The organism is Pseudochrobactrum lubricantis (assembly GCF_041929865.1).
Taxonomy (GTDB): domain Bacteria; phylum Pseudomonadota; class Alphaproteobacteria; order Rhizobiales; family Rhizobiaceae; genus Pseudochrobactrum; species Pseudochrobactrum saccharolyticum.
On sequence record NZ_JBHEEE010000001.1, the window covers coordinates 57926 to 83697 of the forward strand.

Annotated in this window: 21 protein-coding genes; 12 read left to right on the plus strand and 9 right to left on the minus strand. The window is 53.0% G+C overall.

The window, feature by feature from the left end; genetic code table 11:
* Positions 1 to 56 precede the first annotated feature (56 nt).
* Entirely contained in the window at positions 57 to 1592 is a 1536-nt protein-coding gene (locus tag JNC80_RS00295; protein ID WP_376709131.1) for an FAD/NAD(P)-binding protein, read from the plus strand.
* Here the strand turns inward: JNC80_RS00295 and JNC80_RS00300 are convergent.
* Positions 1555 to 2271 (minus strand): TetR/AcrR family transcriptional regulator C-terminal domain-containing protein, encoded by a 717-nt coding sequence (locus JNC80_RS00300; protein ID WP_151158436.1) that lies wholly within the window; start codon positions 2269 to 2271, stop codon positions 1555 to 1557. The two genes, JNC80_RS00295 and JNC80_RS00300, sit on opposite strands and share 38 nt — an antisense overlap.
* A 277-nt stretch (positions 2272 to 2548) precedes the next feature.
* Between JNC80_RS00300 and hemA the strand changes: the two genes are divergently transcribed.
* Positions 2549 to 3793 (plus strand): 5-aminolevulinate synthase, encoded by a 1245-nt coding sequence (hemA, locus tag JNC80_RS00305; protein ID WP_022711157.1) that lies wholly within the window; start codon positions 2549 to 2551, stop codon positions 3791 to 3793.
* 35 nt (positions 3794 to 3828) lie between these two features.
* On the opposite strand, the gene JNC80_RS00310 is transcribed toward hemA, so the two are convergent.
* Together JNC80_RS00310 and mscL are read right to left on the minus strand one after the other, a co-directional pair.
* Positions 3829 to 4905 (minus strand): AbrB family protein, encoded by a 1077-nt coding sequence (locus tag JNC80_RS00310; RefSeq protein WP_376709132.1) that lies wholly within the window; start codon positions 4903 to 4905, stop codon positions 3829 to 3831.
* 151 nt (positions 4906 to 5056) lie between these two features.
* On the minus strand, positions 5057 to 5473 hold the full coding sequence (mscL, locus tag JNC80_RS00315) for a large conductance mechanosensitive channel protein MscL (RefSeq protein WP_022711155.1): 417 nt from the start codon (positions 5471 to 5473) through the stop codon (positions 5057 to 5059).
* A 232-nt stretch (positions 5474 to 5705) separates the two neighbouring features.
* Between mscL and JNC80_RS00320 the strand changes: the two genes are divergently transcribed.
* A complete protein-coding gene (locus JNC80_RS00320) occupies positions 5706 to 9203 on the plus strand; it encodes a PAS domain-containing hybrid sensor histidine kinase/response regulator (RefSeq protein ID WP_376709133.1) in 3498 nt (1165 codons plus the stop codon).
* 21 nt (positions 9204 to 9224) lie between these two features.
* Here JNC80_RS00320 and JNC80_RS00325 read toward each other — a convergent pair whose 3' ends face one another.
* On the minus strand, positions 9225 to 9875 hold the full coding sequence (locus tag JNC80_RS00325) for a response regulator transcription factor (RefSeq protein WP_022711153.1): 651 nt from the start codon (positions 9873 to 9875) through the stop codon (positions 9225 to 9227).
* Between the two features lie 534 nt (positions 9876 to 10409).
* Between JNC80_RS00325 and pip the strand changes: the two genes are divergently transcribed.
* Positions 10410 to 11366: a prolyl aminopeptidase gene (gene pip, locus JNC80_RS00330; protein ID WP_075654379.1), complete on the plus strand. Its 957-nt coding sequence runs from the start codon at positions 10410 to 10412 to the stop codon at positions 11364 to 11366.
* A 56-nt stretch (positions 11367 to 11422) separates the two neighbouring features.
* Here pip and JNC80_RS00335 read toward each other — a convergent pair whose 3' ends face one another.
* Positions 11423 to 11899 carry a hypothetical protein gene (locus JNC80_RS00335; RefSeq protein WP_139316322.1) on the minus strand — a complete coding sequence of 159 codons (477 nt, stop codon included), beginning with the start codon at positions 11897 to 11899 and terminating at the stop codon, positions 11423 to 11425.
* 248 nt (positions 11900 to 12147) lie between these two features.
* Between JNC80_RS00335 and JNC80_RS00340 the strand changes: the two genes are divergently transcribed.
* Both JNC80_RS00340 and JNC80_RS00345 read left to right on the plus strand, forming a co-directional pair.
* Positions 12148 to 12513 carry a DUF952 domain-containing protein gene (locus tag JNC80_RS00340; protein ID WP_376709134.1) on the plus strand — a complete coding sequence of 122 codons (366 nt, stop codon included), beginning with the start codon at positions 12148 to 12150 and terminating at the stop codon, positions 12511 to 12513.
* The gene (locus JNC80_RS00345) at positions 12510 to 13610 is read left to right on the plus strand and encodes a quinone-dependent dihydroorotate dehydrogenase (protein WP_376709135.1); all 1101 of its coding nucleotides are present in this window, start codon (positions 12510 to 12512) and stop codon (positions 13608 to 13610) included. The genes JNC80_RS00340 and JNC80_RS00345 overlap by 4 nt, the downstream gene beginning before the upstream one ends.
* A gap of 153 nt (positions 13611 to 13763) precedes the next feature.
* On the opposite strand, the gene glyS is transcribed toward JNC80_RS00345, so the two are convergent.
* The 4 genes from glyS to JNC80_RS00365 all read right to left on the minus strand — a co-directional run bounded on the left by glyS (position 13764) and on the right by JNC80_RS00365 (position 20459).
* Complete coding sequence (gene glyS / locus JNC80_RS00350; RefSeq protein ID WP_376709136.1) at positions 13764 to 16088, minus strand: glycine--tRNA ligase subunit beta; 2325 nt, start codon at positions 16086 to 16088, stop codon at positions 13764 to 13766.
* Positions 16089 to 16200: 112 nt separating this feature from the next.
* Positions 16201 to 17136 carry a glycine--tRNA ligase subunit alpha gene (locus tag JNC80_RS00355; RefSeq protein WP_210207257.1) on the minus strand — a complete coding sequence of 312 codons (936 nt, stop codon included), beginning with the start codon at positions 17134 to 17136 and terminating at the stop codon, positions 16201 to 16203.
* Between the two features lie 217 nt (positions 17137 to 17353).
* Positions 17354 to 19204 carry a tetratricopeptide repeat protein gene (locus tag JNC80_RS00360; RefSeq protein ID WP_376709137.1) on the minus strand — a complete coding sequence of 617 codons (1851 nt, stop codon included), beginning with the start codon at positions 19202 to 19204 and terminating at the stop codon, positions 17354 to 17356.
* 238 nt (positions 19205 to 19442) lie between these two features.
* Positions 19443 to 20459 carry a polyprenyl synthetase family protein gene (locus JNC80_RS00365; protein WP_028233681.1) on the minus strand — a complete coding sequence of 339 codons (1017 nt, stop codon included), beginning with the start codon at positions 20457 to 20459 and terminating at the stop codon, positions 19443 to 19445.
* A 279-nt stretch (positions 20460 to 20738) separates the two neighbouring features.
* Here JNC80_RS00365 and JNC80_RS00370 point away from each other — a divergent pair, with 279 nt between their 5' ends.
* The 6 genes from JNC80_RS00370 to moaB all read left to right on the plus strand — a co-directional run bounded on the left by JNC80_RS00370 (position 20739) and on the right by moaB (position 25588).
* Positions 20739 to 21521: a tRNA1(Val) (adenine(37)-N6)-methyltransferase gene (locus JNC80_RS00370; RefSeq protein WP_376709138.1), complete on the plus strand. Its 783-nt coding sequence runs from the start codon at positions 20739 to 20741 to the stop codon at positions 21519 to 21521.
* 152 nt (positions 21522 to 21673) lie between these two features.
* Entirely contained in the window at positions 21674 to 22855 is a 1182-nt protein-coding gene (nhaA, locus tag JNC80_RS00375) for a Na+/H+ antiporter NhaA (RefSeq protein ID WP_376709139.1), read from the plus strand.
* A gap of 82 nt (positions 22856 to 22937) precedes the next feature.
* Positions 22938 to 23792 carry a S49 family peptidase gene (locus JNC80_RS00380; protein ID WP_376709140.1) on the plus strand — a complete coding sequence of 285 codons (855 nt, stop codon included), beginning with the start codon at positions 22938 to 22940 and terminating at the stop codon, positions 23790 to 23792.
* Positions 23793 to 23905: 113 nt separating this feature from the next.
* Positions 23906 to 24094, plus strand: a complete 189-nt coding sequence (locus JNC80_RS00385) for a membrane protein (RefSeq protein WP_022711138.1) — start codon at positions 23906 to 23908, stop codon at positions 24092 to 24094.
* A gap of 9 nt (positions 24095 to 24103) precedes the next feature.
* On the plus strand, positions 24104 to 25027 hold the full coding sequence (locus JNC80_RS00390; RefSeq protein ID WP_376709142.1) for a 4-(cytidine 5'-diphospho)-2-C-methyl-D-erythritol kinase: 924 nt from the start codon (positions 24104 to 24106) through the stop codon (positions 25025 to 25027).
* 12 nt (positions 25028 to 25039) lie between these two features.
* Positions 25040 to 25588: a molybdenum cofactor biosynthesis protein B gene (moaB, locus tag JNC80_RS00395; RefSeq protein ID WP_151158448.1), complete on the plus strand. Its 549-nt coding sequence runs from the start codon at positions 25040 to 25042 to the stop codon at positions 25586 to 25588.
* Positions 25589 to 25772 lie beyond the last annotated feature (184 nt).

A 25772-nucleotide genomic window follows, 5' to 3' on the forward strand; every position in this document is an offset into this window, starting at 1 on the left:
GTAATAATTTTTTTCTTACAGATTACAGCATCGTCACCTGAAGCCGGATATATGTTTTGACTGTATTGCCTTCTGCCTGCACTGACCGCCCGCATCATGAAAACCGGCACAAATCCATCATCATTATCGGGGGCGGCTTCTCCGGCGCTTCTCTGGCCTATCATCTGGCAGCGATAACCGATCCGGCAAAACTTCAAATTACAATCATAGAACCGCGCTCCTCTCTTGGCGCCGGTCTGGCTTATTCCACCAATGAGGATGCCTTCCGCCTCAATGTTCTCTCCGACCGGATGAGCATATTTTATGAAGACAAGCCGCATTTTGCCCGCTGGATGGAAGAGCAGCACAGTCTGAACAATGATCCGGAAGCCATGACGGAGAACGGCCAGATTTACGCAAGGCGCAGCACTTTCGGCACCTATATGGCGGAACAGCTTGCACCGCTGCTTGCAAGCGGACAAGTACAGCACATTTGTGCCTGCGCTACCGGCGCCAAACGCTGCGCCTCCGGCCGCTATCAGGTTACCACAGATAAAGGCGAAACGCGGGAAGCGGATTTTCTGGTGATCGCTGCGTCACATCCGCTGCCTGCCCTCCCCGCACCATTGCGAGAACTCCAGCAATCCGGCCAGAACCATGTAAAAGGGCTGATCGCCAATCCTTATCAGGCAGGTGCTCTCCGGCAATTGCTTCAGGAGACAGGTCCGGACAGTTCGGTTCTGATCGTCGGCGCAGGTCTCACCTCTGCCGATATGGTGGCAGGGCTGTCACAACACGGACATCGCGGCAATATCACCGTTTTGTCCCGTCACGGTCTGCGCTCCCGTTCCAATCTGCGGCTCAAAGCCGATGAGCCAAGACCGCCGCGTTTCTTCGGTGATTTTATCAATCCGCCGGAAACATCCGCCGTGCGCCTGCTGCACAAAGTCCGCCGGACAATCCGCGAAGCGGCACAACAATCCGTGCCATGGCAATCGGTGATTGATACTTTGCGCGATCAGGGCGGCGAGATATGGCTTGCCCTGCCGCTCAGTGAGCGCAAGCGCATTGTCCGCCATCTGCGCACGTTCTGGGATGCGCATAGGTTTCGCTTAGCAACTCAGACAGATGATGTTCTTGATGAACGCTGCCGCTCCGGAACACTGAAATTTCTCGGCGCGCACCTCACGGATGCTGCACGCGCTGATGACGGTCACGGCTTTATTGTGACCTATCGCCTGCGCGGACAATCCGGAACAATCAGACAGCATTTTGACGCTATAATCGTTACCACCGGCCCTGCGCATGGCGATATTATCGGCCAGTGCCCGCCATTGGCAATGCTCTGCGAAGACGGTCTGATTGAAATGGACCCTACAGGTCTTGGTCTGCATACAAGCCGCACCGAGCGAACGGATACAACCATGCGTGCCATCGGCAAAAACGGCAGCATTGCTGATAATCTGTTTATCGCAGGGCCTTTAGCCCGCGGCACTTTCGGGGAATTAATGGGTGCGCCGGAAGTGGCGCGCTATACAGAAACATTGGCGGACGTGATCAGACAGGCTACTGCGCTTATTCAGCAGCCTCATAAATCTGCTGACGTCTGTTGAAAACGGCCTGCGCACCATCAAGGATCAGAAGCAGTTTTTTGTCCCACCAATCCTTCGGGTGATCCGTCATCATACGGCTCATAATCAGGATCGGTCGCGCCGTATCCGGATTGCGTGCGGCTTCTGCCTGCCACGACTGCACAACCTTCTCAATTCCGCGTTCGCCAATGCGACCCGGTTTTTTATAGGCTCTGCGCCAGCCGGTGAAGTAATCGACCGTCATATCCATCATACTGTCGATCAGCACAACGGCTTCCTCAGCCGAGAAACCATATTCCACAAACTGGTTAGCCATTTCACCAAAAGCGCGGATACCGGATGGCGGGGATACTTCCAGTTCCCGCATGGCATCGGCCAGCCCCGGATGTCTGTTGAATAATTCCCAGGCCGAATTGGCGACATTTTGCGCAAACTCATACCAGTCGGCAGGATTACCGCGCCAGTCCAGTTCGGTAATGGCCAGATCGGCAGCAGCCAGCAGCAATTCATTGCGGCCTTTGACATAGCGGTAGAGGGATGAGTGATCGACCCCGAGCGCCTGACCGACAGCAATCATCGTCACATCATCGAGACCGATTTTCAGCGTCACACGCGCGATTTCCTCAAGAGAAATCCGCGCCGGACGACCGATACGCGGGCTTGGCGCCACACATGACTTTGCCGAAATTTGCTTTTTCATAGCCGCCCCGTCCGAAAATTATGCATGCACGCAAGGATTAAACACTCTGTTGCAAACTCAATTAGCGTTGAATGCGCCCTTTTACAACAGAGTGTGACTAAAATTGCGGACAGCTCCGGCCTTTTCAACCGGAATATATCGAAAACCCGTGACTGAGGCGGCCTGATTGACTGAAATCAATGCCGCAAAACCGGCCTAGGTCTATTTACCGCACATGTCCTTATAGACGTCGCGCCTCTAAAGGATTAGGTAACGGTGAAGAAAAGGAAGATGCCTCATGGACTATAGCCGGTTTTTTGAAGCGGCCATTGACCGCCTTCACACTGAAAATCGTTACCGTGTATTTGCTGATCTGGAGCGTATTGTCGGCCGCTTTCCGCAAGCAATCTGGCGCCATAACGGTCAGGCGCGTGAAATCACCGTATGGTGCTCCAATGATTATCTCGGTATGGGGCAAAATCCTGATGTTCTGAAAGCCATGACCGATGCAGCCGTCTCGCAAGGGTCCGGCGCCGGTGGCACACGCAATATCTCCGGCAATAATCATCCGCTTGTTGAGCTTGAACATGAGCTCGCGGATTTGCACGGCAAAGAAGCCGGTCTGGTTTTCACCTCCGGCTTTGTCTCCAATGATGCCTCTATCTCGACCATTGCCAAGCTGCTGCCGGATTGCCTGATCCTGTCGGATGAACTCAATCATGCATCGATGATCGCCGGTATCCGTCATTCCGGTGCCGACAAGCAGATTTTCCGTCACAATGATGTGCAGCATCTTGAAGAGCTTTTGAAGGCTGCGGGCAAAGACCGCGCCAAGCTGATCGTTTTTGAATCCGTCTATTCCATGGACGGCGATGTGGCACCGCTGAAAGCAATTGTGGAACTGGCAGAAAAATACAATGCCATGACCTATCTTGATGAAGTCCATGCCGTTGGTATGTATGGCGCACGCGGCGGCGGTATTTCAGAACGCGAAGGCCTGAGCCATCGCATTGATATTATTGAAGGTACACTGGCCAAATCCTTCGGCACACTGGGCGGATATATTACCGGTTCCAAGGCTGTGGTTGATGCTGTGCGCTCCTATGCGCCGGGCTTCATCTTTACCTCAGCCCTGCCACCAGCAATTGCCAATGCGACTGTTGCAGCCATTCGCCATCTCAAAGCCTCGGGCACCGAACGCGAATTGCAGCAGAAGAATGCACAACTGACCAAGGACACGCTGAAACGTGCCGGTCTGCCGGTTATGCCGACAGAAACACATATTGTGCCGCTCTTTGTCGGCAATGCGGATTTGTGCAAAAAAGCTTCGGATCGCCTGCTGGAAGTTCATGGCATTTATATTCAGCCGATCAACTTCCCGACCGTACCACGCGGCACTGAACGCCTGCGCATCACACCGACTCCTGTTCACGGGGAAGAGCTGATTGCCGGTCTGAAAGAGGCACTGCTGGAAGTATGGCAGGCTTTGAACATTCCTTATGCAACGGATTTTACCGGCAGCCCGCTGAAACAATCTGCTTAATAAAGAGCAATATCAGCTTCAATCCTGACAGCCGCTCAGAGCTCCGCCTGTGCGGCTGTTTGCTTTTCATCCATACGGCGCAGCAATCGGGCAAGAAACGGCACAAAGATCGCAATCATCATAAAGCGCACAACATGGTGCGAAGCCACATAGGCCGGATCAACACCCAGCGAGAAAGCAATCACAGTCAGCGCTTCCAATGCACCCGGCGCGAAAGCCAGCGCAATTTGTGCCGGATGCAGCCCTGTTGCCAGCCATGCCAGCGCACAGATTGCGGCGGCTGTTCCCGTACCAACGATGAAAGCCATCAGCGCCACCGGCAAATAATTCAGGATAGCGCCGCGATGCCTTGCATCAACGCGCGAACCGATCAGAGCTCCGAGAACAACCATACCAAAGTCCGCCATTTCAGGCGGCACGCGCACGGTTACAAAACCGGTCACATAGACCAGCGCACTGGCGAGCAATGCGCCCAGCATCATCCCGCCCGGCAAACGGCTGTAATGGCCGATCAGCGCGCCAAGGCCACCCGCAGCGAACAACCATAGCCACTCTTTTTGCTGGCTACCTGAACCGGCAACAAAATCGATATGCGGTGCGGATTGCCCAAGCACATTAAGCACCGGCGCCAATAACCCGATGAGCAACAACAGGCGGACAGTCTGAATAATGGTGATTTTAACCAGATCGGCACGGGTTTCGCTGGCTGCAGCCATCACGAAAGACAAGGCACCTGGCAAAGAGGAGAAAAAAGCTGTTTGTGCATCCCAGCGAAACACATAGCGCAGCAGCATAAATGTAAAACCGGTCACCGCCACAAGCATTACAAACAGCAGCATAAAGCTCAAAGGCCATTCGCCAATCTGGCTCAGCGTTTCAGGACGCACACCGGAACCGGCTTGCAGGCCGAGCATGATAAAAACTACATTACGCAACCAGACAGGCAGATAAATGCGGATACCGCTCAGAGATGCAATGGTCACGCTGCACATTGAGCCGAGCAGAAAAGGAATGGGCAGTCCGGTCAGATAAGCAATTGCGGCACCGCTGCCGGCAATCAGAAATGTCAGGAAAAGCGCATAGATATTTTTCAGAGAGAACTGACGGGACATGGGATATTCTTAACCAGAGCATTTCCGGATGGCAGGCATAATCGTCGCGCCGGAGTCTTGTTGAATTGGCCGCATTTTATGCAACCAAAATATCAGACAAATTAAAAATAAACCCGGCTTCATTTCTGAGGCCGGGTTTAAGATTTTATAATCAGGCTTTTTTCGCCAGAAGATCACGGATTTCTGTCAGCAGAACCTGATCTGCCGGAATTGCGGCTTCAGCTTCAGGCTTGGCCTCTTCCTTTTTCTTCATGCGGTTCATGCCCTTAACAACAAGGAAAAGAACCCATGCGATAATCAGGAAGTTAATCAGCAGCGTAATGAAATTACCGTAAGCAATGGTTGCACCGGCTTCACGCGCTGCCGCCAATGTACCCTTAGGCTCACCGGCCAGCTGGATAAACATGTTGGAGAAATCAATACCGCCGGTGATGAGACCGATAATCGGCATGATAATGTCATTCACGATGGAATTGACCAGACCACCAAATGCACCGCCAATGATGACACCGATGGCCAGATCGACCATATTGCCCTTGAGGGCAAATTCACGAAATTCCTTTAGCATGAGCTATCCTTTACAAGTACGGGGGCTTACTCTTTTTATATCCGGCAATAAAAACAAAGTAGCGGAGATTATTATTGTCTCAAGATCAGAAAGCAGCTTACTGCTTGATTATCCTGAAGTGTTGCATACAAACATAGGTACAGAATAATCAGCGGACAGAGACTGCCATTATTGCAGCCATATACAGGATCTTTCTGTCCCGCAATCATTAACCGGTCAGCAAGGGGGCTGAATGCACGGCTGGATCATTATCGGCATCGCATTTCTCTATCTGATCCTGCTCTTTGCGGTTGCCAGTATTGGCGACAGTAAAGCATCGCGCTGGGGCTCCAAGCCAAGACCCTATATTTATGCATTCAGCCTTGCTGTTTACTGTACATCATGGACCTTCTTCGGCTCGGTCGGGCTTGCAGCTGACCGCGGGCTTGAATTCTTAGGTATTTATATCGGCCCTATTCTGGTTTTCACCTTCGGCAATAAATTTCTGCGTCATGTGGTGCGGCTGGCAAAAGCCGAGCGCATTACCTCTATCGCCGACTTTCTCGCCGCCCGTTACGGCAAAAGTACCAGCGTCGCCACGATCGGCACCTGTATCGCCGTGGTCGGCTCCATGCCCTATATTGCTCTGCAGCTGAAAGCCGTATCCGGCAGTGTCGATATGGTTCTGGCTGAATATCAGGCTTCCTATGACCCGATTGTCTATGTCTTCGGCGATATATCGCTGTTTGTTACTGCGCTGCTGGCTATATTCGCCATTCTGTTTGGCACCAGACATACGGATGCGACTGAGCATCAGGACGGGCTGATTCTTGCGGTTGCGTTAGAATCCGTCATCAAGATCACCGCCTTTCTGATTGTCGGCATTGCCACAACCTTCTTCCTCTTCGGCTCGCCTTTTGATCTGCCGCAGCAATTGCAGGAGCGGGATATTGATTTCTGGGGCATGTTAACCCGTACCAGCCCCAGCACCTGGATTGTTCACACCGTTCTGAGTGCCGCGGCTATTCTGATGCTGCCGCGCCAGTTTCACGTCACCGTAGTTGAAAACCGCAGCGAAAAGGAATTGCGCACCGCCCGCTGGCTGTTTCCGGTCTATCTGATCCTGATTAACCTGTTTGTCCTGCCGATTGCCCTGCAAGGTATTATCAATCTCGGCCCCACAACCAATGCAGATCTCTATGTTCTGGCTCTGCCGCTGGCAGCAGGCTCACATCTTTTAACTCTGCTGGCTTTTGTCGGCGGGCTTTCTGCTGCTACGGCGATGGTGATCGTGGCCTGCGTGGCGCTGTCGATCATGATCTCCAACCATCTGCTGCTGCCATTGCTGATCCGCTACGTCTATCGTCGCCAAAAACATCAGCAACGCGATCTGACCCGTCTTATCCTCTATACCCGCCGCGCAACCATCGTGATTATTCTGGCGGTGACTTTCAGCTATTACCGCGCCAGTTCCAGCACTTTCGGGCTGGCTTCTATCGGTCTGGTTTCTTTTGCAGCGATTGCACAATTTGCGCCCCCTCTGATCGGCGGACTGATCTGGCGCAATGCCAATGCACGCGGAGCCGTTTTGGGCATGGTCAGCGGCTTTGCTGTCTGGGCCTATACGTTGCTGCTGCCAACACTGGCAAATCCTGATGCGCCGATCCTGCGGGAAGGTTTATGGGGGCTTTCCTATCTGCGTCCGCAGGCACTCTTCGGCGTTGATGCCCTGCCCCTCACCCATGGCGCTCTGTGGAGCCTCGCCATTAATGCACTGTTCTTCGTAATCGGCTCACTCTCCCGCCAGTCCACCCCGCTGGAGCGCATTCAGGCCAGCACATTCATGCCGCGCAATCTGAAAACCGTGCCGGTTCTGCGTCGTTTCCGCACCAGTGTCACTGTCGGGGAAATCAAAAATACGATTGCCCGCTATCTGGGTGAAGACCGCGTTGCCCTTGCTTTCAGCCGCTATGAACATAACGGCGATCAGCCGCTGGATGATAAAGCTGTCGCCGATGTGCCGCTGATCCGGTTTGCCGAGCAAATATTGGGTAGTGCCATCGGCTCCTCTTCCGCGCGGCTGGTGCTGTCGCTACTGCTTCAGCGCAAGGACAATACTGCACCGGATACGCTGCGCCTGCTGGATGATGCTTCAGAAGCCTTGCAGCACAATCGCGATCTGCTGCAAACCGCGCTGGATCAGATGGAACAGGGCATTACCGTTCTCGACAAGGATTTCCGCCTGACCTGCTGGAACCGGCGTTTCCGCCATCTGCTGCAACTACCGGACGGGCTGACACAGGTTGGCACACCGATTTCCGATGTGCTCGACCGCTTGCTGCATAATGGCGAAATTCATGCGGGTGATGCCGCGATGATGATGCGCACATTGGAACGTACCCATGAGCCAAGCCGTATCCTCTTACACTCCACCGGCAAAATCATTGAAATTGCAGCCAATCCGATGCCGGATGGCGGCATTGTTGCCAGCTACACTGATATTACCGCTTCTGTTGAAGCCGATAATTCCATGAAGCGTCTCAATGAAACGCTGGAACAACGCGTCGCCGATCGCACCACCGAACTGCTTGAAGTGAACCAGCAGCTTGTCCGTGCGCAGAAACTGGCGGAAGAGGCCAATTTCGGCAAAACACGTTTTCTCGCTGCTGCCGGTCATGATATTTTGCAGCCACTCAATGCTGCCCGCCTTTACAGCACAGCCTTGAGCGAAAGGCTCGGCGCATCGGAAGCGCAACTGGCGCGCAATATTGACTCCTCCCTTGAAGCGGTTGAAGGCATTCTCAGTGCGCTGCTGGATATTTCACGGCTTGATACCGGCGCGCTCAAACCGGAGCTTTCGCTGTTCCGTCTGGATCGCCTGCTCCAGCAGGTTGTCACAGATTTCACACCGCTTGCTGCCACAAAGGGTCTGAAACTTCGTGTCGTGCCCTGCTCCCTCACAGTCTATAGCGATCGCAATCTTCTGCGCCGTCTGCTGCAAAATCTGATCTCAAATTCCATCAAATACAGCCGCAGCGGCAAAATTCTGCTCGGTGTGCGCCGTCGCGGCGGCGATCTGGAAATCAAGGTTGCCGATACAGGTATCGGCATCGCGCCGGAAAAACAGCAACTGGTTTTCCGCGAGTTCTACCGGCTGGATGAAGGGATCAGTCAGGCAGACGGGCTGGGACTTGGCCTATCCATTGTCGACCGTATTGCCCGTGTGCTGGATCTGACAATTCGTCTGCAATCCGAACATGGCAAAGGCACCTGTTTCAGCATCATTATGCCGGTATCTCAGGAGCCTGCGGTTGAAGTTTCACCTGAACCGTCACAGGCCAGACGCCGCAGCAATGCGCTCGAAAATATGCGGGTTTTGTGTATTGATAATGATCCGCTGATCCTCGACGGCATGCGCATTCTGCTGGAAGGCTGGGGTTGTGACATCACTCTGATCCGTGACGGCGCACAACTCAAGGACTGGTGCAATCATATCGCCCGTTCACAAGCGAGCGTCAGAATATTGCCGGATATTATTCTGGCGGACTATCATCTCAACCGTGAAAACGGGCTGGATATGATCGGCTATATCCGCGAAACGCTGGGTCATACCATACCGGCCGTTTTGCTGACGGCCGATCGTTCAAAAGAGGTCAAATTACAGGCCACAGAAGAAAATGTTCATGTGCTGAACAAGCCGCTTAAACCCGCAGCATTGCGGGCTTTGCTGGCGCATTATCATATGCGGTGAGAGGCTGTGAAATGCTCCGGCTCAATCCAGCAGCGCAAAACCCGGACCAAGCCGCGAGAGCAGAATCACCGCCTGTGTGCGGCTGTCCACACCCAGCTTCTGCAGAACGGCAGATACATGGGCTTTCACCGTGGCTTCTGAAATATTCAGCTCATAGGCCAGCTGCTTGTTCAGAAGTCCCTGTCCAAGCATTGAGAGCACGCGGGTCTGCTGCGGGGTGAGCGCACGGATACGGGCAATCAGATCGGCAATCTCCGCATCATTTTCCGCGCCGAGTTCCATATCACCGGATACCCATTCCCCGCCGTCCAGCACGGTGCGCACGGCCTCGCCGATTTCCTCAAGACTCGCGGATTTAGAAACAAAACCGGAGGCTCCGAGCTCCATGGCGCGGCGGATTGTGGTGACATCATCGGTGGCGGAAACAATCATAACCGGCAGCTGCGGATGCTGCGCCTTGAGATTGATAAGGCCGGATAAACCACTGACACCGGGCATGGTCAGATCGAGAAACAACAGGTCAACATCCTGTGCCTCTTCTGCAACCTGTTGCAATTGCTGATAATTGTCAGCCTCAGTCACACTCTCAGGCTGAAAACCGTCCTGTAATATCTGTCGCAATGCGCCACGGAATAAAGGATGATCGTCGGCAATAATAAAATTCAATTCCATAAATTTCCTACCCCTTGCCTGCCCCCTCAGCAGTCTCCCCGCAAATCATCTCCTGAAAGCACCTTATCTCTTTATACAACCAAAGATAAAGTTAGAAATGACCTGTTTTCATCTTGCATTTTCTTCAGGCATAGAGCCCTTCCCGCTCCGCCTGCATTCCTAAGAATGCTCTGTTCTTTGTTTTTACATGCAACAGAACTGATCCGTAATCAGGATCAGAAACCGGTCAGACAAACTGGTTTCCACACCTCAGCGCTTCACAATTTCGCAATGCGCTCCGGCCACCGGCATTTCATTTCAATGATAAATCCGGCTTGAGAAAACCGGTGAATGCAATTTCCAGCACAATAAAAGCCGCCTGTAGCAGACGGCATGCATATTCATTATGCAATATTACAGGCAAAGCGTACAATATACAGTCTGATTTCTGCTTTTGCCGCGATGGTGCCGTATTGTCAGTTAGGGTGATGCCTGCTCTATATGCAAGAGAAAATCTTATTGCTTCGCAGATAAAATAACGCAAAAGGACGACCTATGACACGCCACAGCCTCTATCCGGAAATTCAACCCTATCGGGAAGAGATGTTGCAGGTCTCATCGCTGCACCGGATTTATTTTGAGGAATGCGGAAACCCGAACGGTAAGCCGGTCATTATGATCCATGGCGGTCCGGGCGGCGGCATCTCGCCGACTATGCGCCGTCTGCATGATCCTTCAGCCTATCGCATTATCCTGTTTGACCAGCGCGGCTGCGGCCGCTCCACGCCCCATGCGGAATTACGCGAAAATACCACATGGGATCTGGTTGCGGATATGGAGCGTCTGCGCACTCATCTCGGCGTTGAAAAATGGCAGGTTTTCGGCGGTTCATGGGGCTCGACACTCGGCCTCGCTTATGCACAGACCCATCCGGAGCGCGTCAGCGAACTGGTACTGCGTGGCATCTTTCTGGCACGCCGCTTTGAAGTGGACTGGCTCTATAGCAACGGCGCCAGCATCATCTATCCGGATCGCTTTGAAGCCTATCAGCTGCATATTCCGGAAGCCGAGCGCGGCGATATGGTGGCGGCCTATTACCGCCGTCTGACTGATCCGAACCCGCAGGTGCAGATTGAAGCGGCACGCCGCTGGTCACGCTGGGAAGGCTCGGCAATTTCCCTGTTGCCGGATCCGGAACGCGAAAATGCGTTTGCGCAGGATCACTTCGCCATCGCTTTTGCGCGTATCGAATGCCACTATTTCCAGAACCGCGCTTTCTTTGATACCGACGATCAACTGCTGCGTCTGGCTGACCGTATCCGCCATATTCCGGGTGTTATCATCCATGGCCGCTACGATATGTGCACGCCGTTCATCAATGCATGGCATCTGAAGAAAGTCTGGCCGGAAGCCGATCTGCGCATCGTCGAAGACGGTGGTCATGCAGTGACTGAGCCGGGTATCACGCACGAGCTGATCGAAGCGACACGCCGCTTTGCCAATATCGGCTAAAACCAATTTAAGAGAATAAAAAAGCGCCGGAAACGGCGCTTTTTCTTTGAAAGGAATTATGTGCGGTTCGGCACCGGTGCCGGTTCATCAAGGCTCTTGGCTACGCCCATGAAAGACCGCATGAAACGCTCCATATAACCGAGCCCTTTTTCGAACTCTTCTTCACTTGGCAAGGTGCTGTTTGCGACACCACTTTTTTCAAGCTTGGCGATACGCGCGGTCAGATCAGCAACCTGTTTTTCCAGAAGCACTGTGCGTTCATCACTGCTGAGCTGTGCCGGTTTGGTTTCAGCACATTCAATTTTACCGGCCTGTTCCTTACACAAAGCAAATTCACCGGTCTGGCGGTCAAGACGGATAATACCGGCTTCGGTTTTCTCCATAGAGTAGCGCTGCATATCCTGTGCCGGAGACGGGCTCATACCCCAAACCAGAGCCAGACCCGTGAGAGCCGAAAGAACGGCACTGCGTATGATAAGCTTGGATTTGTTTTCTTTTGCCACCGCAATCGCGATACCGGACCGGTTCTTCATCTGCCCACTCCTTTAATCTGTCTGCCTGGTATATGGGTTTTATCCAAGCATTTTCCAGTGCATCCTGTCAAAAACACAGAGCTGTCAGAACGCACTTTTGCTCATTTGCAAAAATGGCGTTAACCCTTTATTAAAATTTAGAGGTGGCTTGTGACTTAATTTTGTCTTAAAAGCTGCCGGATGCGCCAAACCGGCCAGATATATAAAATGTCTGAACAGCTTTTCCGTTCACAACAATAGCGTTTTTCATGTCAAACAGTGATCCGTCACATCATACCATCTACAAGATCGCCACGCGCGCCCAATGGGCAGACGCTGAAAAGGCGGGGCATTTTTCAGGTGCCCCTGTTGATTTACAGGATGGATATATCCACTTTTCCACCCATGACACGGTTGCCGAGACTGCTGCCAAGCATTTTTCAGGTCAGGATGACCTGCTGTTGGTGGCCGTTGATGCAAACCAGTTGGGCGATGAACTTCGCTATGAAATTTCCCGCGGCGGCAAAGCCTTCCCGCATCTCTACGCACATCTTCAGCTCACTGCGGTGCGCTGGGTGAAAGACCTGCCGCTCGACAGCGACGGCAAGCATCAGTTTCCGGAGCTTGGACAATGAGCGGTTTTTTTGAAAATATTGCCCGTCGCGCACTTTTTGCGATGGATGGTGAGCAGGCGCATGGCCTGTCGATTGCAGCGCTGAAAACCGGCGTTCTCTCCAGCCCTGCCCCGCTTGACCCTGCTTTGCAGCAGACCATTGCCGGTCTCAAATTTACCAATCCGCTGGGTATGGCCGCAGGTTTTGACAAAAACGCCGAAGTGCCGGATGCACTGCTGAAACTCGGTTTTGGTTTTGCAGAAGTCGGCACTATCACGCCGCGCCCGCAGGCTGGCAATCCGAAGCCGCGCATCTTCCGCCTGGTTGAAGACCGTGCGGTGATCAACCGTCTGGGCTTTAATAATGAAGGCCATGAAGCGGCCTATAAACGCCTCAGCCAGCGCAACAGCTGCAGCAGCTGCGGTATTGTCGGCGTGAATATCGGCGCCAATAAAGACAGCGAAGATCGCGTGGCCGATTATGTGGCCGGTATTCATCGCTTCTATAGCGTTGCCAAATATTTCACTGCCAATATTTCTTCCCCGAATACACCGGGTCTGCGTGATCTGCAAGCCAAAGACAGCCTGCATATTCTCTTGGAGAAGGTTCTGGAAGCCCGCGATCAGGAAGCTGAAAAATGCACCCTGAAACGCCCTGTATTCCTTAAAATTGCACCGGATCTGACCGAAGAAGGTCTGGATGATATTGCCGAAGTGGCGCTTGCGCATCCGCTTGATGGTCTGATTATCTCCAACACCACTTTGTCGCGTACCAATCTGCTCAATCAGGTAGAAGCCAAAGAGACCGGCGGCCTTTCGGGCGCACCGATTTTTGAACGCTCGACCATTGTGCTTGCCAAAATGCGTCAACGCATCGGCAAAGCCATGCCGATCATCGGTGTCGGCGGTGTGGACAGCGGCGCAACCGCCCTCACCAAGATTAAAGCCGGTGCCGATCTGGTTCAGCTTTATACCGGCATGATCTATCGCGGGCCGACTGTGCCAAAAGAGATCGTCAAAGAACTCTCCGCATTGGTGAAGCAGGCTGGCGTCACCAATATTTCCGAGCTGCGCGATATGGAAACAGCGGCTTGGGCAGCCAAAGATATTCCGGCCTGACAGAGCCTGATCCAAAAGTCGCCATGCCGGTCTGCAAATGGCGACTTCTGCGCTTCCGGTACTCACGTACCTCAAAGTACGCTCCGCTCCGGTTCTCGAAATCACCATTTTCGCCACAGCCTGTCGCTTTTTGATTCAGGCTCTCAATTGTCGTTAGCCGCTGATCTTTGAGAAATCAGCAACCTGACCGGTCACCGAGCGGATTTTAGCCAGCAGTGCCAAACGATTGGCGCGAATAGCGTCATCCTCATCATTGACCATGACCTTGTCAAAGAAGGCATCAACCGGCGCACGTAACTCGGCCATAGCCGACATAGCAGCCGAGAAATCTTCCTTGACTATGGCCGCAGCAGCTTTGGTTTCTGCCGACTGCACCGCAGCAAACAATGCTTTTTCTTCTTCATTATTGAAGAGTGCGGCATCAACATTGGTGGCAATAACAGTGCCTTTTTTCTCTTCAGCACCGAGAATATTGGCTGCACGTTTGGTACCGGCGAGCAGATTCTTGCCGTCTTCTTCATTGATGAAAACGATCAGCGCCTCAAGACGACGGGCAACCAGCAGCAGATTATCAGCGTCGGCTGACAGGACTGCATCAATCGCATCGTGACGTGCACCTTCATCCTTCAGATAGACCTTGAAACGGTCATGGAAGAAGGACAGCAGATCAGCAACATTCTCTAAAATGACGCCCTCATGTAAGAATGATATGTCATCAAAATTATCAGATATAGCTTTCACTGAGGAGCTGACAAATGATGTCGCCAAGTCATCCACCAACGATTCTGAAATTTTCTCAGCCTTAAGTTCAGAAATTTTCTCAACCGTTTCAGTTGTTCCTTTATAATATAAAGCAACATGATGTTGATTAGATGCATGTTTCGCTACATTAATTAACGACAATCGAACATCATTTTCCAAAATCAGACGAATAACACCAAGGGCTGCACGGCGCAGCGCATAAGGATCTTTCGAGCCTGTAGGCTTTTCATCAATCGCCCAGAAACCGGTCAGGGTGTCGATCTTATCAGCCAATGCTACGGCAACCGATACCGGATCGCGCGGCACACGGTCGGACGGACCCTGCGGCTTGTAATGATCTTCAAGTGCTGTTGCGACAGCAGCATCTTCACCCTGCAACAGCGCATATTTATGCCCCATTGCGCCCTGCAATTCAGGGAACTCGCCAACGACTTCTGTCTGCAGATCGGCTTTAGCCAGCACAGCTGCACGGGCAGTCAGCGCAACATCTGCGCCGACCAGTGGTGCAATTGCCTCAGCAAGCGCCTTGATACGCGCCACGCGCGCACCCTGCGTGCCGAGCTTGGCATGGAAGGTTACATTGAGCGCATCGAGACGCGCCATGCGCTGATCGAGCGGCTTAGCCAGATCAAGCGCGAATTTAGAAGCCGAGGCTTTCAGCTTGTCCATATCCGGCATATCTGCCTGATCGGTATGCCAGAAATACAGTGCATCGGACAGGCGTGCACGCACAACCTTGCCGTTACCGAAAGCGATTTCCTTGCCGCCGTCACGGGCAGCAATATTGGAGATCAGAATGAACTTGTTGGAAAGTGCATCTGTCTCACCCTGATTGCGGGTGACAAAGCATTTCTGATTGGCACGGATGGTCAGGCGGATCACTTCCGGCGGAATGGAGAGGAACTCTTCCTCAAATTCCCCCATCAGCACAACCGGCCATTCAACCAGACCGGACACTTCTTCCAGCAGGCCTTCGTCTTCAACCAGTTCCAGACCGGAAGCGAAGCTCAGATTGCGGGCATCGGTGAGAATGATTTCCTTGCGGCGTTCAGCATCGAGCACCACATGCGCTTTTTCCAGCTTTTCGACATAATCGTCAAAGCGGCGCACGGTGATCGACTGACCATCACTCATGAAACGGTGACCGCGTGTAGTGTTGCCGGAGCGCACGCCGCCGACTTCAAAATCCACCACGACGGTTTCTTCGGTTTCAGGACCAAACAGGCAGATGATCGACTGCAGCGGACGCACCCAGCGCATTGCACCCGACTGTGCTGAGGCCTTGCCCCAGCGCATGGATTTCGGCCACGGGAAATTCTGCACCACATTCGGTACCAGTTCCGCGATGATTTCTTCCGCAGCACGTCCGGATTTGGTGATGTGGGCGACGTAGAAATCGCCCTTCTTCGGATCGGAATGCACATGCGCCTGCGCAATATCGCTCAAACCAGCTTTACGCAGGAAGCCCTGAATTGCGGCTTCAGGTGCAGAAACGGACGGGCCTTTGATATCTTCATGCACGTCTTTTGAGCGCACGGTCAGACCGCGAATATCCAGCGTGAGGCGACGCGGTGTCCAGTAAGGCGTTGCCGCCTCATAGGTCAGACCGGCTTCAACCAGACCATCGGTGATCATTTTCTTCAAATCACCGGCAGCTTTACGTTGCATGCGCGCCGGGATTTCCTCGGAGAACAATTCTAACAGTAAATCAGGCATCAGCGTGCGCCCTCCGCATGCTCATTTTTTGTTTTGTCCGTCCTCACTTCGTTGCGGGCGGACGGCTGTGCCGGAATTTCTTCCGAGAAAAGTTCAAGCAACAAATCAGGCATCAGCGTGTCTCATTCTTGTAGTTGACGCCACCGGCATCGGTCTGAAGGAAGGCTTCACCGCACTGGCGCGCAAGATTGCGCACGCGCAGGATATAGCTCTGGCGCTCGGTTACCGAGATAACGCCACGGGCATCCATCAGATTGAAAATATGCGAGGCTTTGATCGCTTGATCGTAAGCAGGGAAAACGCACTTATGTAAGTTCCCTGTTGCACCTTCTTGTGGCGCACCTGCAGCGAGAACCGCTTTACATTCCGCTTCCGCATCAATGAAATGCTGGTGCAGCATATCGGTATTGGCGATCTCGAAATTGTAGCGGGAATATTCCTGCTCGGTCTGGAGGAACACGTCACCGTAAGTGACCTTGTCCTCACCTTCGAGACCATTGAAGTTCAGGTCATAAACATTGTCCACGCCCTGCACATACATAGCGAGACGTTCCAGACCATAGGTCAGTTCACCGGCAACCGGCGAACATTCAATACCGCAAACCTGCTGGAAATAAGTGAACTGCGAGATTTCCATACCATCGCACCAGCATTCCCAGCCCAAGCCCCAAGAGCCGGTCGTCGGGTTTTCCCAGTCATCCTCAACAAAGCGGATATCATGCAGATCGGTATCAATGCCGATCGCTTTCAGCGAGCCGAGATACAGCTCCTGCAGGTTCGGCGGGCTTGGCTTCAGCAAAACCTGATACTGGTAATAATGCTGCATACGGTTCGGGTTTTCACCATAGCGGCCATCTTTCGGGCGACGTGACGGCTGCACATAGGCAACATTCCACGGCTTTGGCCCCAGAGCGCGCAAAGTAGTGGACGGATGCAGCGTACCCGCCCCGACTTCCATATCGTAAGGCTGCAAAATTGTGCAGCCATGCTGCGCCCAGTAATGCTGGAGCGCCATGATAAAGCCCTGAAAAGAGCGGGTCGGATGCAGGTGTTCAGGCAATGTGCTGGTCACGATACGAGTCACGGGAAGGCCTCATTGGAGCATTCTTGGCGAGATCGGCGATCAAAACTGATCTTCTTGCAAATCATGCGTGGTGAAAACGGTGAAAGCTGAGCCATAACAGCTCAGCTCCGCCGAAAAACAGATAGTTTGTCCTAATTATTCCGCGTTAAACGGTCAAGACTTAAAGCCGGATAGCAAGGCATTATGGCTTGGCAGCAGGATCGGCAGGCTTAGCATCCGGTGCTTTCTCCGGTGCCGTGTCAGGCTTTGCCGGCGCAATATCTTTCACATCAGCTTCCGCCGTCTGTGTCAGCCCCTGCTTCAGCTTCTTCTCGATCTTGGCCAGCTCTGCCGCTTCAGGCTTACCGGCGATGGCATGGTTCCACTGGAAAGTCGCTTCCAGCCCGCGCCCCGCCTGCCAATAGGCATCACCCAGATGATCATTGATTGTCGGATCTTCCGGACGCAGTTTGACTGCCTTTTCCAGTTCGACAACGGCCTCATTATAACGGCCAAGCTTGTAATAGGCCCAGCCAAGGGAATCGACGATATAACCGTCCTGCGGACGCATCTCGACAGCCTTGCGGATCATCTGCAAAGCTTCTTCCAGATTTTCACCGCGATCGACCCATGAATAGCCGAGATAATTCATCACCTGCGGCTGGTTTGGAAACAGTTCCAGCGCTTTGCGGAAATTAGGCTCAGCCTTATCCCATTGTTTCAGACGCTCATAAGCAATGCCGCGCTGATAGAAAACCGGCCAGTCCTGACGTACAGGTGATTTAAGTTCCGCAACGGCCTGATCGTAAGTCTTTGCCGCATTTGCCCAGTCTTCTTTCTGAGCATAAACACCGCCCAGCGCCAGATAGGAACGGTTGTCCTTATCATTGCTGCGCAAATTGTTTTTCAGATGCTCAATCGCCTCATCCGGCTTGTCTGTTTCAGCCAGATTAAGCGCCAGCTGCATTTCCGCATCGCGCTTATAAGGCGATTTATCCGCAACGCGGCCGTAATATTTAATCGCTTTTTCCGGCTGGCGCAGTTTGGCAGCAATATCGCCAAGCTGGAACAATGTAGCGTCATTATTCTCGCGCAGCTCACCGGACATTTGCAGATAAATAGTTGCAAAAGCCTCAGCACCGCCACGGTTAATCGCGGTGCCCAAAGAATACAGAACCTCAGCCGCGCCCTGCTGCGGACTGCGCATCTGCGGATCGAGCTTTTCACCGTCTTCAAGCTTCTGGCGTACTTCGCGTAGGATCACGCGGCCGCTGAGAATTTGCTCGGCATCTTCCACCAGTTTGATTGCACCGGCTTTATCGCCCTGACGCTGTTTGAAATCGGCATAGGCGTAAATGATGCGCTCATAAGTATCGGGTGCAGCGCTGCCGCCTTCTTTATCAGCCACGGCCTGCGCATAAAACTTATCCGCAGCCTTGGTCTGACCGGCGCTGTCTGCAATCAATGCCGATGTGTAGGTTTTGAAAAGATCGTACCAGACCGGCCCGTCAAGCTTATCAACTGCTGCCAGCGCGTCTTTCGGGCGACCTTCGCCGTAGAATGTCCATGCCGTCATCAGGCCGGTTGCTAAGCGATCCATCTCTGACTGCTGCGTGAGCTTCAGATTGGTGCGGGCAGTGCGGTAATGTTTGTCGTTGAAAGCCTTGATCGCCAGAATGATACGGGAGAAACGCTCGACTTCCGGCTCATTTTTGAGCGCACGGGCAAAGGGCAGCGCTTCATCAAGCTGACCGTCGGTCAGATAGGACAGCAACAGGTCACGCTTCATCGGCTGGTTTGACGGATCAAATGCCAGTGCCTGACGATAATAAGCGATGGCTACAGGAAGATTATTGTCGATCTCGGCAATGCGACCGGCCAGATAAGCACCAGGGAAAGAACCTGCACGCGAGACAATCACCGGCTCGTCTGTCGCCACCGCTGTCTTTGCCGCAGATGCAGCATAGGCCGCGCCGGAGACACCACTTGTGAAAGCCGCCCCTGCCATCAAAGCGAAAACCAGAGCACGCGCTTTAACTGTATTCCGCCGCATCGGCATTTCCCCTTGCATTTATAGAGCATTTCCAATTTTGAAACATAAGGAATGCTCTATCTCTTTATTTTACACATTTCCTGACGCAAAACCGGTTGCCACTTTTGCTGGAAATGCTCTGGTCTGGCTTATTTCCGAAACAAACACACTATCCGGCCATGTCGTGGTTTTTATATGGCCGGAGAAAAGGGTATTTCAAAGTCCGGTACCGGAAATATGCGCCGGTACCGGTCAATAATCAGTTTACACGGCTGATGCAGAAATCAATCACATCAATCAGAGCATCTTTTTGCGGGCTCTGCGGCAGCGGTGCCAGTGCATCACGAGCGATTTCGCCGAAATGACGGGCACGCTGTACGGTATCGGCAATCGAACCATGCTTGGTCATCAGGCCGATAGCCTTCTGCAAGGCTTCATCATCATTATTGCCCTGCTCAATGGATGATTTCCAGAAAGCACGTTCGTCTTCGGAACCACGGCGATAGCTCAGCAACAGCGGCATGGTGATTTTCCCTTCACGGAAATCATCACCCACATTCTTGCCGAGATCCGCAGCCGAACCGCCATAATCCAGCGCATCATCAATCAGCTGGAAAGCGAGGCCGAGGTTGAGACCATAGGAGCGCAGTGCCAGACGCTGTGCACGCGGTGCATCGGCGATGATCGGACCAACTTCGGCAGCAGCAGAGAACAGCGCCGCAGTCTTGGCTTTGATAACGGCCAGATATTCGTCTTCCGTGGTTTCCATGTTTTTAGCGGCGGCGAGCTGCATCACTTCACCTTCGGCAATCACCGAAGCCGAGGTTGCCAGCACATCCAGCGCGTCGAGCGAGCCGACATCCACCATCATTTTGAAAGCCTGACCAAGCAGGAAATCGCCGACCAGAACGCTGGCCTGATTGCCCCAGATCATCCGCGCGGTGCTTTTGCCGCGGCGCAGATCGCTCTCATCCACCACATCATCATGGAGAAGCGTTGCAGTGTGCATGAATTCAACGCTGGTTGCGAGCTGCACGTGACCTTCGCCCTCATAGCCGAACATGGCTGCAGCAGCGAGTGTCATCATCGGACGCAAACGCTTACCACCCGATGAAATCAGATGATTGGCCACTTCCGGTATCATCTCAACATCAGAACCGGCCTTGGACAGGATAAGCGCATTGACACGTCCCATATCCGCTTTCGTCAGATCAACCAGCTTCTGAATGGACGCCTGCTGATTTTTTTTCTCATCGAGATTGAGAACCACACCCAATGCCATATCTCCAGTTCACGCGGCCTGATAATGAGACCCGTTTTATAGCCACACATTATTCAAGGCGGCCTTTATGCTCAAGCGTCAAATGCACCAAAAGCCGTGCTAAAGGCAAGTGTTGCGAGCCGCAACACAACACAATAAAGCATATTCTGCTGATATAAGATGTCAAATTGCTGTCAGCAAACAGAATTGCGGCTTTCACCGCCTCTATACAGAATCGGTTAAAGCCGGTTTGATCGCTTTCAGTCTGCAACAAGTCAGGAAACTGCCGTCTTTATGTCTGCTCCGTTCAGCTCTCTGCCCTATGGCGAAACTCTCGATGCCTTTCACCGTGGTGCATTCTATCTGGTGCAGCCATCCGCAAAAGGTCACCGTTCGGGGATTGATGCCATGATTTTGGCAAGTGCGGTGCCAACGGATTTCAAAGGTAAAGTTGCGGATCTTGGCGCCGGTGCCGGTGCGGCAGGACTGGCCGTAGCTGCGCGCTGCGCAAACACAGATGTCACCCTGATTGAGCGCTCACCGGAAATGCTGCTCTATGCGGAAAAATCCTGCGCATTGTCCGAAAATGCCCATTTGCATGGCCGTCTGTCATGCCTGCAGGCTGATGTAACCATGACCGGCCCTGCCCGTCATGAAGCAGGGCTGGCTGATAATCAGTTTGACTATGTGATTATGAACCCGCCTTTCAACCAAAGCCATGACCGTGCCACGCCGGACGATTTAAAGGCACAGGCGCATGTGATGCATGAAGGCATGTTTGAAAGCTGGATACGCACGGCATCGGGCATTTTACGTCCGCGCGGACATATTGCGATTATCGCACGCCCCGCCAATCTGAATGAAATTCTGTCTGCGATGGAGCGCCGTTTTGGCGGCATCGCAATTCTTCCGCTCTATGCCAGACCGGATGAACCGGCCATCCGTGTCGTAATTACGGGCATAAAAGGCAGCCGCGCTCCGGTTTTCCTTGCGCCGCCGTTAATTTTGCATAAAAGTTCCGGCCATGAATTTACGCCACGTGCAGAAAGCCTCATTAATGGTTGCGACAACCTGTAACGGTTGTTGTTCAGGAGGACGGAGCACATTTTCCCGAAAACACGGACTGTCCGAACAGGTCTTTCGCTCTATTTAAAGCGCGGAACTCTGAGGACAGATCAAGGGTTGAGCGTTGTCAAAACGCTGCCCGCAAAGAAAAAGGCCGATACCGGATGACACAAAGCCAGACCAAGCGCCCCTTCTCAACGCTCCGCCATTGGCTCGACAGTGAATCCGCCAGCGGTATCGCTCTGATGATTGCCGCTGCTCTGGCTCTGATCGTTGCTAATTCGCCGCTTGCAGCCACATATTTTCAGGTTCTGGAGAGCAAGCTCGGCCCGATGAGCGTTCTGCACTGGATTAATGACGCGCTGATGGCCGTCTTCTTTCTTCTCGTTGGCCTCGAAATCAAACGTGAATTTCTCGACGGCCAGCTTGCCAGCTGGTCGAACCGTGCTTTACCGGGCATTGCCGCCGCTGGTGGCGTGATTGTTCCGGCACTGGTTTTTGCCGGTTTTAACTGGTCAAATCCGGAAACCATTCGCGGCTGGGCTATTCCCTCGGCGACTGATATTGCCTTTGCACTCGGTGTGCTGTCGCTGCTCGGACCGCGCGTTCCGACCAGTCTGAAAGTCTTTCTGGCGACACTCGCTATTCTCGACGACCTTGCCGCCGTTGCCATTATCGCCGTCTTCTACACTGCCGATATTGCCACGCTCTATCTCGCCGGTGCTGCCGGTATTTTTGCGCTGATGTTTATTCTGAACAAGATGGGCATTATGCGCCTCACCCCATATCTGATCCTTGGTGCCGTGCTTTGGTATTTTGTACTGCGCTCCGGTGTTCATGCAACGGTTGCCGGTGTGCTGACCGCGCTGACTATTCCGATCAAGCCTGCACTTGGCCGTCCTGATGATATGAGCTCCCCGCTGCACACGCTGGAACATGCGCTGGCAAAATGGGTCGGCTTTGTCATTGTACCGATCTTCGGCTTTGCCAATGCAGGCGTTTCCTTCGCCGGCATGAGTCCGTCGATCCTTGGTGACTCGCTCACACTCGGTATTGCGCTCGGCCTGTTTGTCGGCAAGCAGTTTGGTGTCTTCGGTGCCGCATGGATTGCTATCCGCGCAGGGATTGCCACCAAGCCGATGGGCGCAAGCTGGACACAGCTCTATGGCGTGGCACTGCTCTGCGGTATCGGCTTTACCATGAGCCTGTTCATCGGCCTGCTGTCCTTTGACAATGACCTGCTGCACAGCGAGACCAAGATTGGTGTTCTGCTTGGTTCTCTGCTCTCCGCCGTTTGTGGCTGGGCATTGCTGCGCATTTCCACACGCAACCGCGTTGTAAAATAACAGGTTCAGTTTTCACCCGCTGTGGCTATAACAGCGGGTGAAAACTATTTTATCGTCTGCTTTTTCACACCGGAGATTTTCAGTGCCGTCACTCATCAGCCGTGTTATCCCGCGTCGCTTCCGGGCTTCCAGTGTTGAAATTCCGGTTGTCCGGCTGAGCGGTGCGATCATGACCGGCAACAGCCCTTTACGGCAAAATCTGTCGCTCGAAGGCATCGCTGTTCAGCTGGAAAAAGCCTTTGCCAATAAGCACAGTCCCGCTGTGGCGCTGAGTATTAATTCCCCCGGTGGCTCACCGGTACAATCACGGCTGATCTATAAACGCATCCGTGATCTGGCCGCAGAAAAGAACAAGAAAGTCCATGTCTTTGTTGAGGATGTGGCGGCTTCCGGCGGCTATATGATCGCTATTGCCGGAGACGAAATTATTGCTGATCCGTCTTCCATTCTGGGTTCGATCGGCGTGGTTTCCGCTTCCTTTGGCTTTACCGAACTCATCAAGAAAATCGGCGTTGAACGCCGCGTGCACACAGCCGGTAAAAACAAAGCCACGATGGATCCGTTTCAGCCGGAAAAAGCATCGGATGTCGAACATATCAAAGCGCTGCAATTGGAAATTCACCAGACTTTTATTGATATGGTAAAAGAGCGCCGCGGCAATAAATTGCAGGACAATGACGATCTTTTCACCGGTCAGTTCTGGACAGGCATTACGGCTTTGCAGCTCGGGCTGATTGATGGTCTTGATGATATGCGCTCGCATCTGCGCAAGCTCTATGGCGAAAAAACCAAGCTTAATCTGATCCAGCCTTCGCGCGGACTGCTGGGACGTAAAAATACCGGCGGTATTTCTCATGCGCAAATGCTTGGCGCAGCAGGTGAAAGCCTGATGAATGTACTCGAAGAAAAAGCTCTTTGGTCACGCTATGGCCTGTAACAGGCTTATGTTATCATAATATCATCAGAATAAGATGCTATAAGAGCTTCTTGAAACGAGGTTACAGCCTGATTAAATCAACAGGCATGTTATTTTTCCGGAAAGGAGCCGGTATGCCACAGCTGATTTTTCTGATCCTTCTGGTTGCAGCTGCGATCTATGGCTATCGCTCCTTCAAGCGCGAAGCGGCGCGTGTTTCCCAGAAAGTCCGTCAGGCCGAACAGGAAGCCCGCACAGGTGCCAGCGGCACACTGGTACGCGACCCGAAAACCGGTGTTTACCGTCCGGCAGATAAAGACTGATCCTTAAGCATGCCAGATATTTTAGCTTCACAGGCAGCGAGCCAACAGACTGCCTCACATCTTCGCGCCACAGCCTATGCCAAGCTTAATCTGGCATTGCATGTGACCGGACGGCGCGAGGACGGCTATCATCTGCTGGATACGCTTGTTACCTTTGCCGATTATGGTGACGAACTCACAGTGTCTCTTGCGCAGGAAGACAGTTTTACGCTTTCCGGCCGCTTTGGTGCGGGGCTGCCAGCCAATGGCGACAATCTTGTTTTAAAAGCGCGTGATCTTCTGCGCGCGCATTTTCCGCAGCACAGCTCCGGCGTTGCCATTCATCTGGAGAAAAATCTCCCGGTTGCCTCCGGTATCGGCGGCGGGTCAAGCGATGCCGCAACAGTGCTGGCACTGCTCATGCGCCTGTGGAATATCGAAGCGGAACAGGCGTTGCTTGAGCAAATTTGCCTGCAGCTTGGCGCCGATGTGCCGATGTGTTTGCATGGTCAGCTCTGTGGCGGCGCATTGATTGCCAAGGGTATCGGTGAAGATGTGCAAAGGTTGTCCGGCCTGCCGGTGCTGTCGCTTGTACTGGTAAATGACGGAACAGCAATTTCCACGCCGCAAATTTTCAAACATATGCAGAAGCGTGATAATCCTGCACTACCGGAACTGACGCGCTTGAATAGTCAGGCGGAGCTTTGCAACTTCCTGCAATCAACCCGCAATGATCTGCTGCCACCCGCTGCAGAGCTTGCACCGCAATTACCGGAAATTCTGCAGGTTTTGCGGAACAGCGGCGCACAATATGCGCAAATGTCCGGCTCAGGCGCGACCTGCTTCGGCATTTATGATACAGCGGATCAGGCGCAACAGGCGGCAATGCATTTGCAACAGCAAAATCCGCATTGGTTTGTCTGCGCAACCACGACCCTGCCCGACAAGATTTAACCGGAGACAGCCATGTCCGATACAGCCAAAGCCGAACGTCCGTTCATTCCGGTGGGTATTGCGGTACTGACGGTTTCAGACAGCCGGACACTAGAAACCGATACGTCCGGTGCATTTCTTGCCTCCCGTATTGAAGAGGCAGGTCATCTGTTGCGTGACCGGCAGATCGTGACTGATGACGCTGCAAAAATCCGCGAGCTGGTTGTGCAATGGTCCAAAGATCCGGCGATTGATGTGGTGATTACCACCGGCGGCACCGGCTTCACCGGACGCGATGTAACACCTGACGCTTTGGAGCCGGTCTTCGACAAGCGTATGGACGGGTTTTCGGTTATCTTCCATCAGCAGTCCTATGCCAAGATCGGCACTTCCACGATCCAATCCCGCGCAACTGCCGGTCTCATCAACCAGACATTTGTTTTTGTCCTGCCGGGTTCCGGCGGTGCTTGCCGCGATGCATGGGACGGTATTCTCGCCCAGCAGCTCGACTATCGCCACCGTCCGTGCAATTTCGTTGAAATCATGCCGCGCCTTGATGAGCATTTGAAACGCAAAAGCTAGAGCATAATTCCTTAAGCTGGGATCGGTTTAAAGTGAAATTATGCTTCTAATTTTAAAAGTGTTAGAGCGAACTTTGTGTGCAGGTCTGGCACACAGCGCTCTAATTGCGGAAAAGACATAAATTAAGTTCTTGCTTTGTTCTTATTTTCAGATTAAATTTGAACCATAAACGGCGCATCAGAGT

Coding starts and splice junctions, on each gene's coding strand:
- JNC80_RS00325 (WP_022711153.1), bottom strand. CDS start 9,875: ATGGAATTGAATTTTATTATTGCCGACGATCATCCTTTATTCCGTGGC.
- moaB (WP_151158448.1), top strand. CDS start 25,040: ATGTCCGATACAGCCAAAGCCGAACGTCCGTTCATTCCGGTGGGTATT.
- JNC80_RS00320 (WP_376709133.1), top strand. CDS start 5,706: ATGCACGGCTGGATCATTATCGGCATCGCATTTCTCTATCTGATCCTG.
- JNC80_RS00310 (WP_376709132.1), bottom strand. CDS start 4,905: ATGTCCCGTCAGTTCTCTCTGAAAAATATCTATGCGCTTTTCCTGACA.
- pip (WP_075654379.1), top strand. CDS start 10,410: ATGACACGCCACAGCCTCTATCCGGAAATTCAACCCTATCGGGAAGAG.
- glyS (WP_376709136.1), bottom strand. CDS start 16,088: ATGCCTGATTTACTGTTAGAATTGTTCTCCGAGGAAATCCCGGCGCGC.
- JNC80_RS00370 (WP_376709138.1), top strand. CDS start 20,739: ATGTCTGCTCCGTTCAGCTCTCTGCCCTATGGCGAAACTCTCGATGCC.
- JNC80_RS00340 (WP_376709134.1), top strand. CDS start 12,148: ATGTCAAACAGTGATCCGTCACATCATACCATCTACAAGATCGCCACG.
- JNC80_RS00345 (WP_376709135.1), top strand. CDS start 12,510: ATGAGCGGTTTTTTTGAAAATATTGCCCGTCGCGCACTTTTTGCGATG.
- JNC80_RS00300 (WP_151158436.1), bottom strand. CDS start 2,271: ATGAAAAAGCAAATTTCGGCAAAGTCATGTGTGGCGCCAAGCCCGCGT.
- nhaA (WP_376709139.1), top strand. CDS start 21,674: ATGACACAAAGCCAGACCAAGCGCCCCTTCTCAACGCTCCGCCATTGG.
- hemA (WP_022711157.1), top strand. CDS start 2,549: ATGGACTATAGCCGGTTTTTTGAAGCGGCCATTGACCGCCTTCACACT.
- mscL (WP_022711155.1), bottom strand. CDS start 5,473: ATGCTAAAGGAATTTCGTGAATTTGCCCTCAAGGGCAATATGGTCGAT.
- JNC80_RS00390 (WP_376709142.1), top strand. CDS start 24,104: ATGCCAGATATTTTAGCTTCACAGGCAGCGAGCCAACAGACTGCCTCA.
- JNC80_RS00335 (WP_139316322.1), bottom strand. CDS start 11,899: ATGAAGAACCGGTCCGGTATCGCGATTGCGGTGGCAAAAGAAAACAAA.
- JNC80_RS00385 (WP_022711138.1), top strand. CDS start 23,906: ATGCCACAGCTGATTTTTCTGATCCTTCTGGTTGCAGCTGCGATCTAT.
- JNC80_RS00360 (WP_376709137.1), bottom strand. CDS start 19,204: ATGCGGCGGAATACAGTTAAAGCGCGTGCTCTGGTTTTCGCTTTGATG.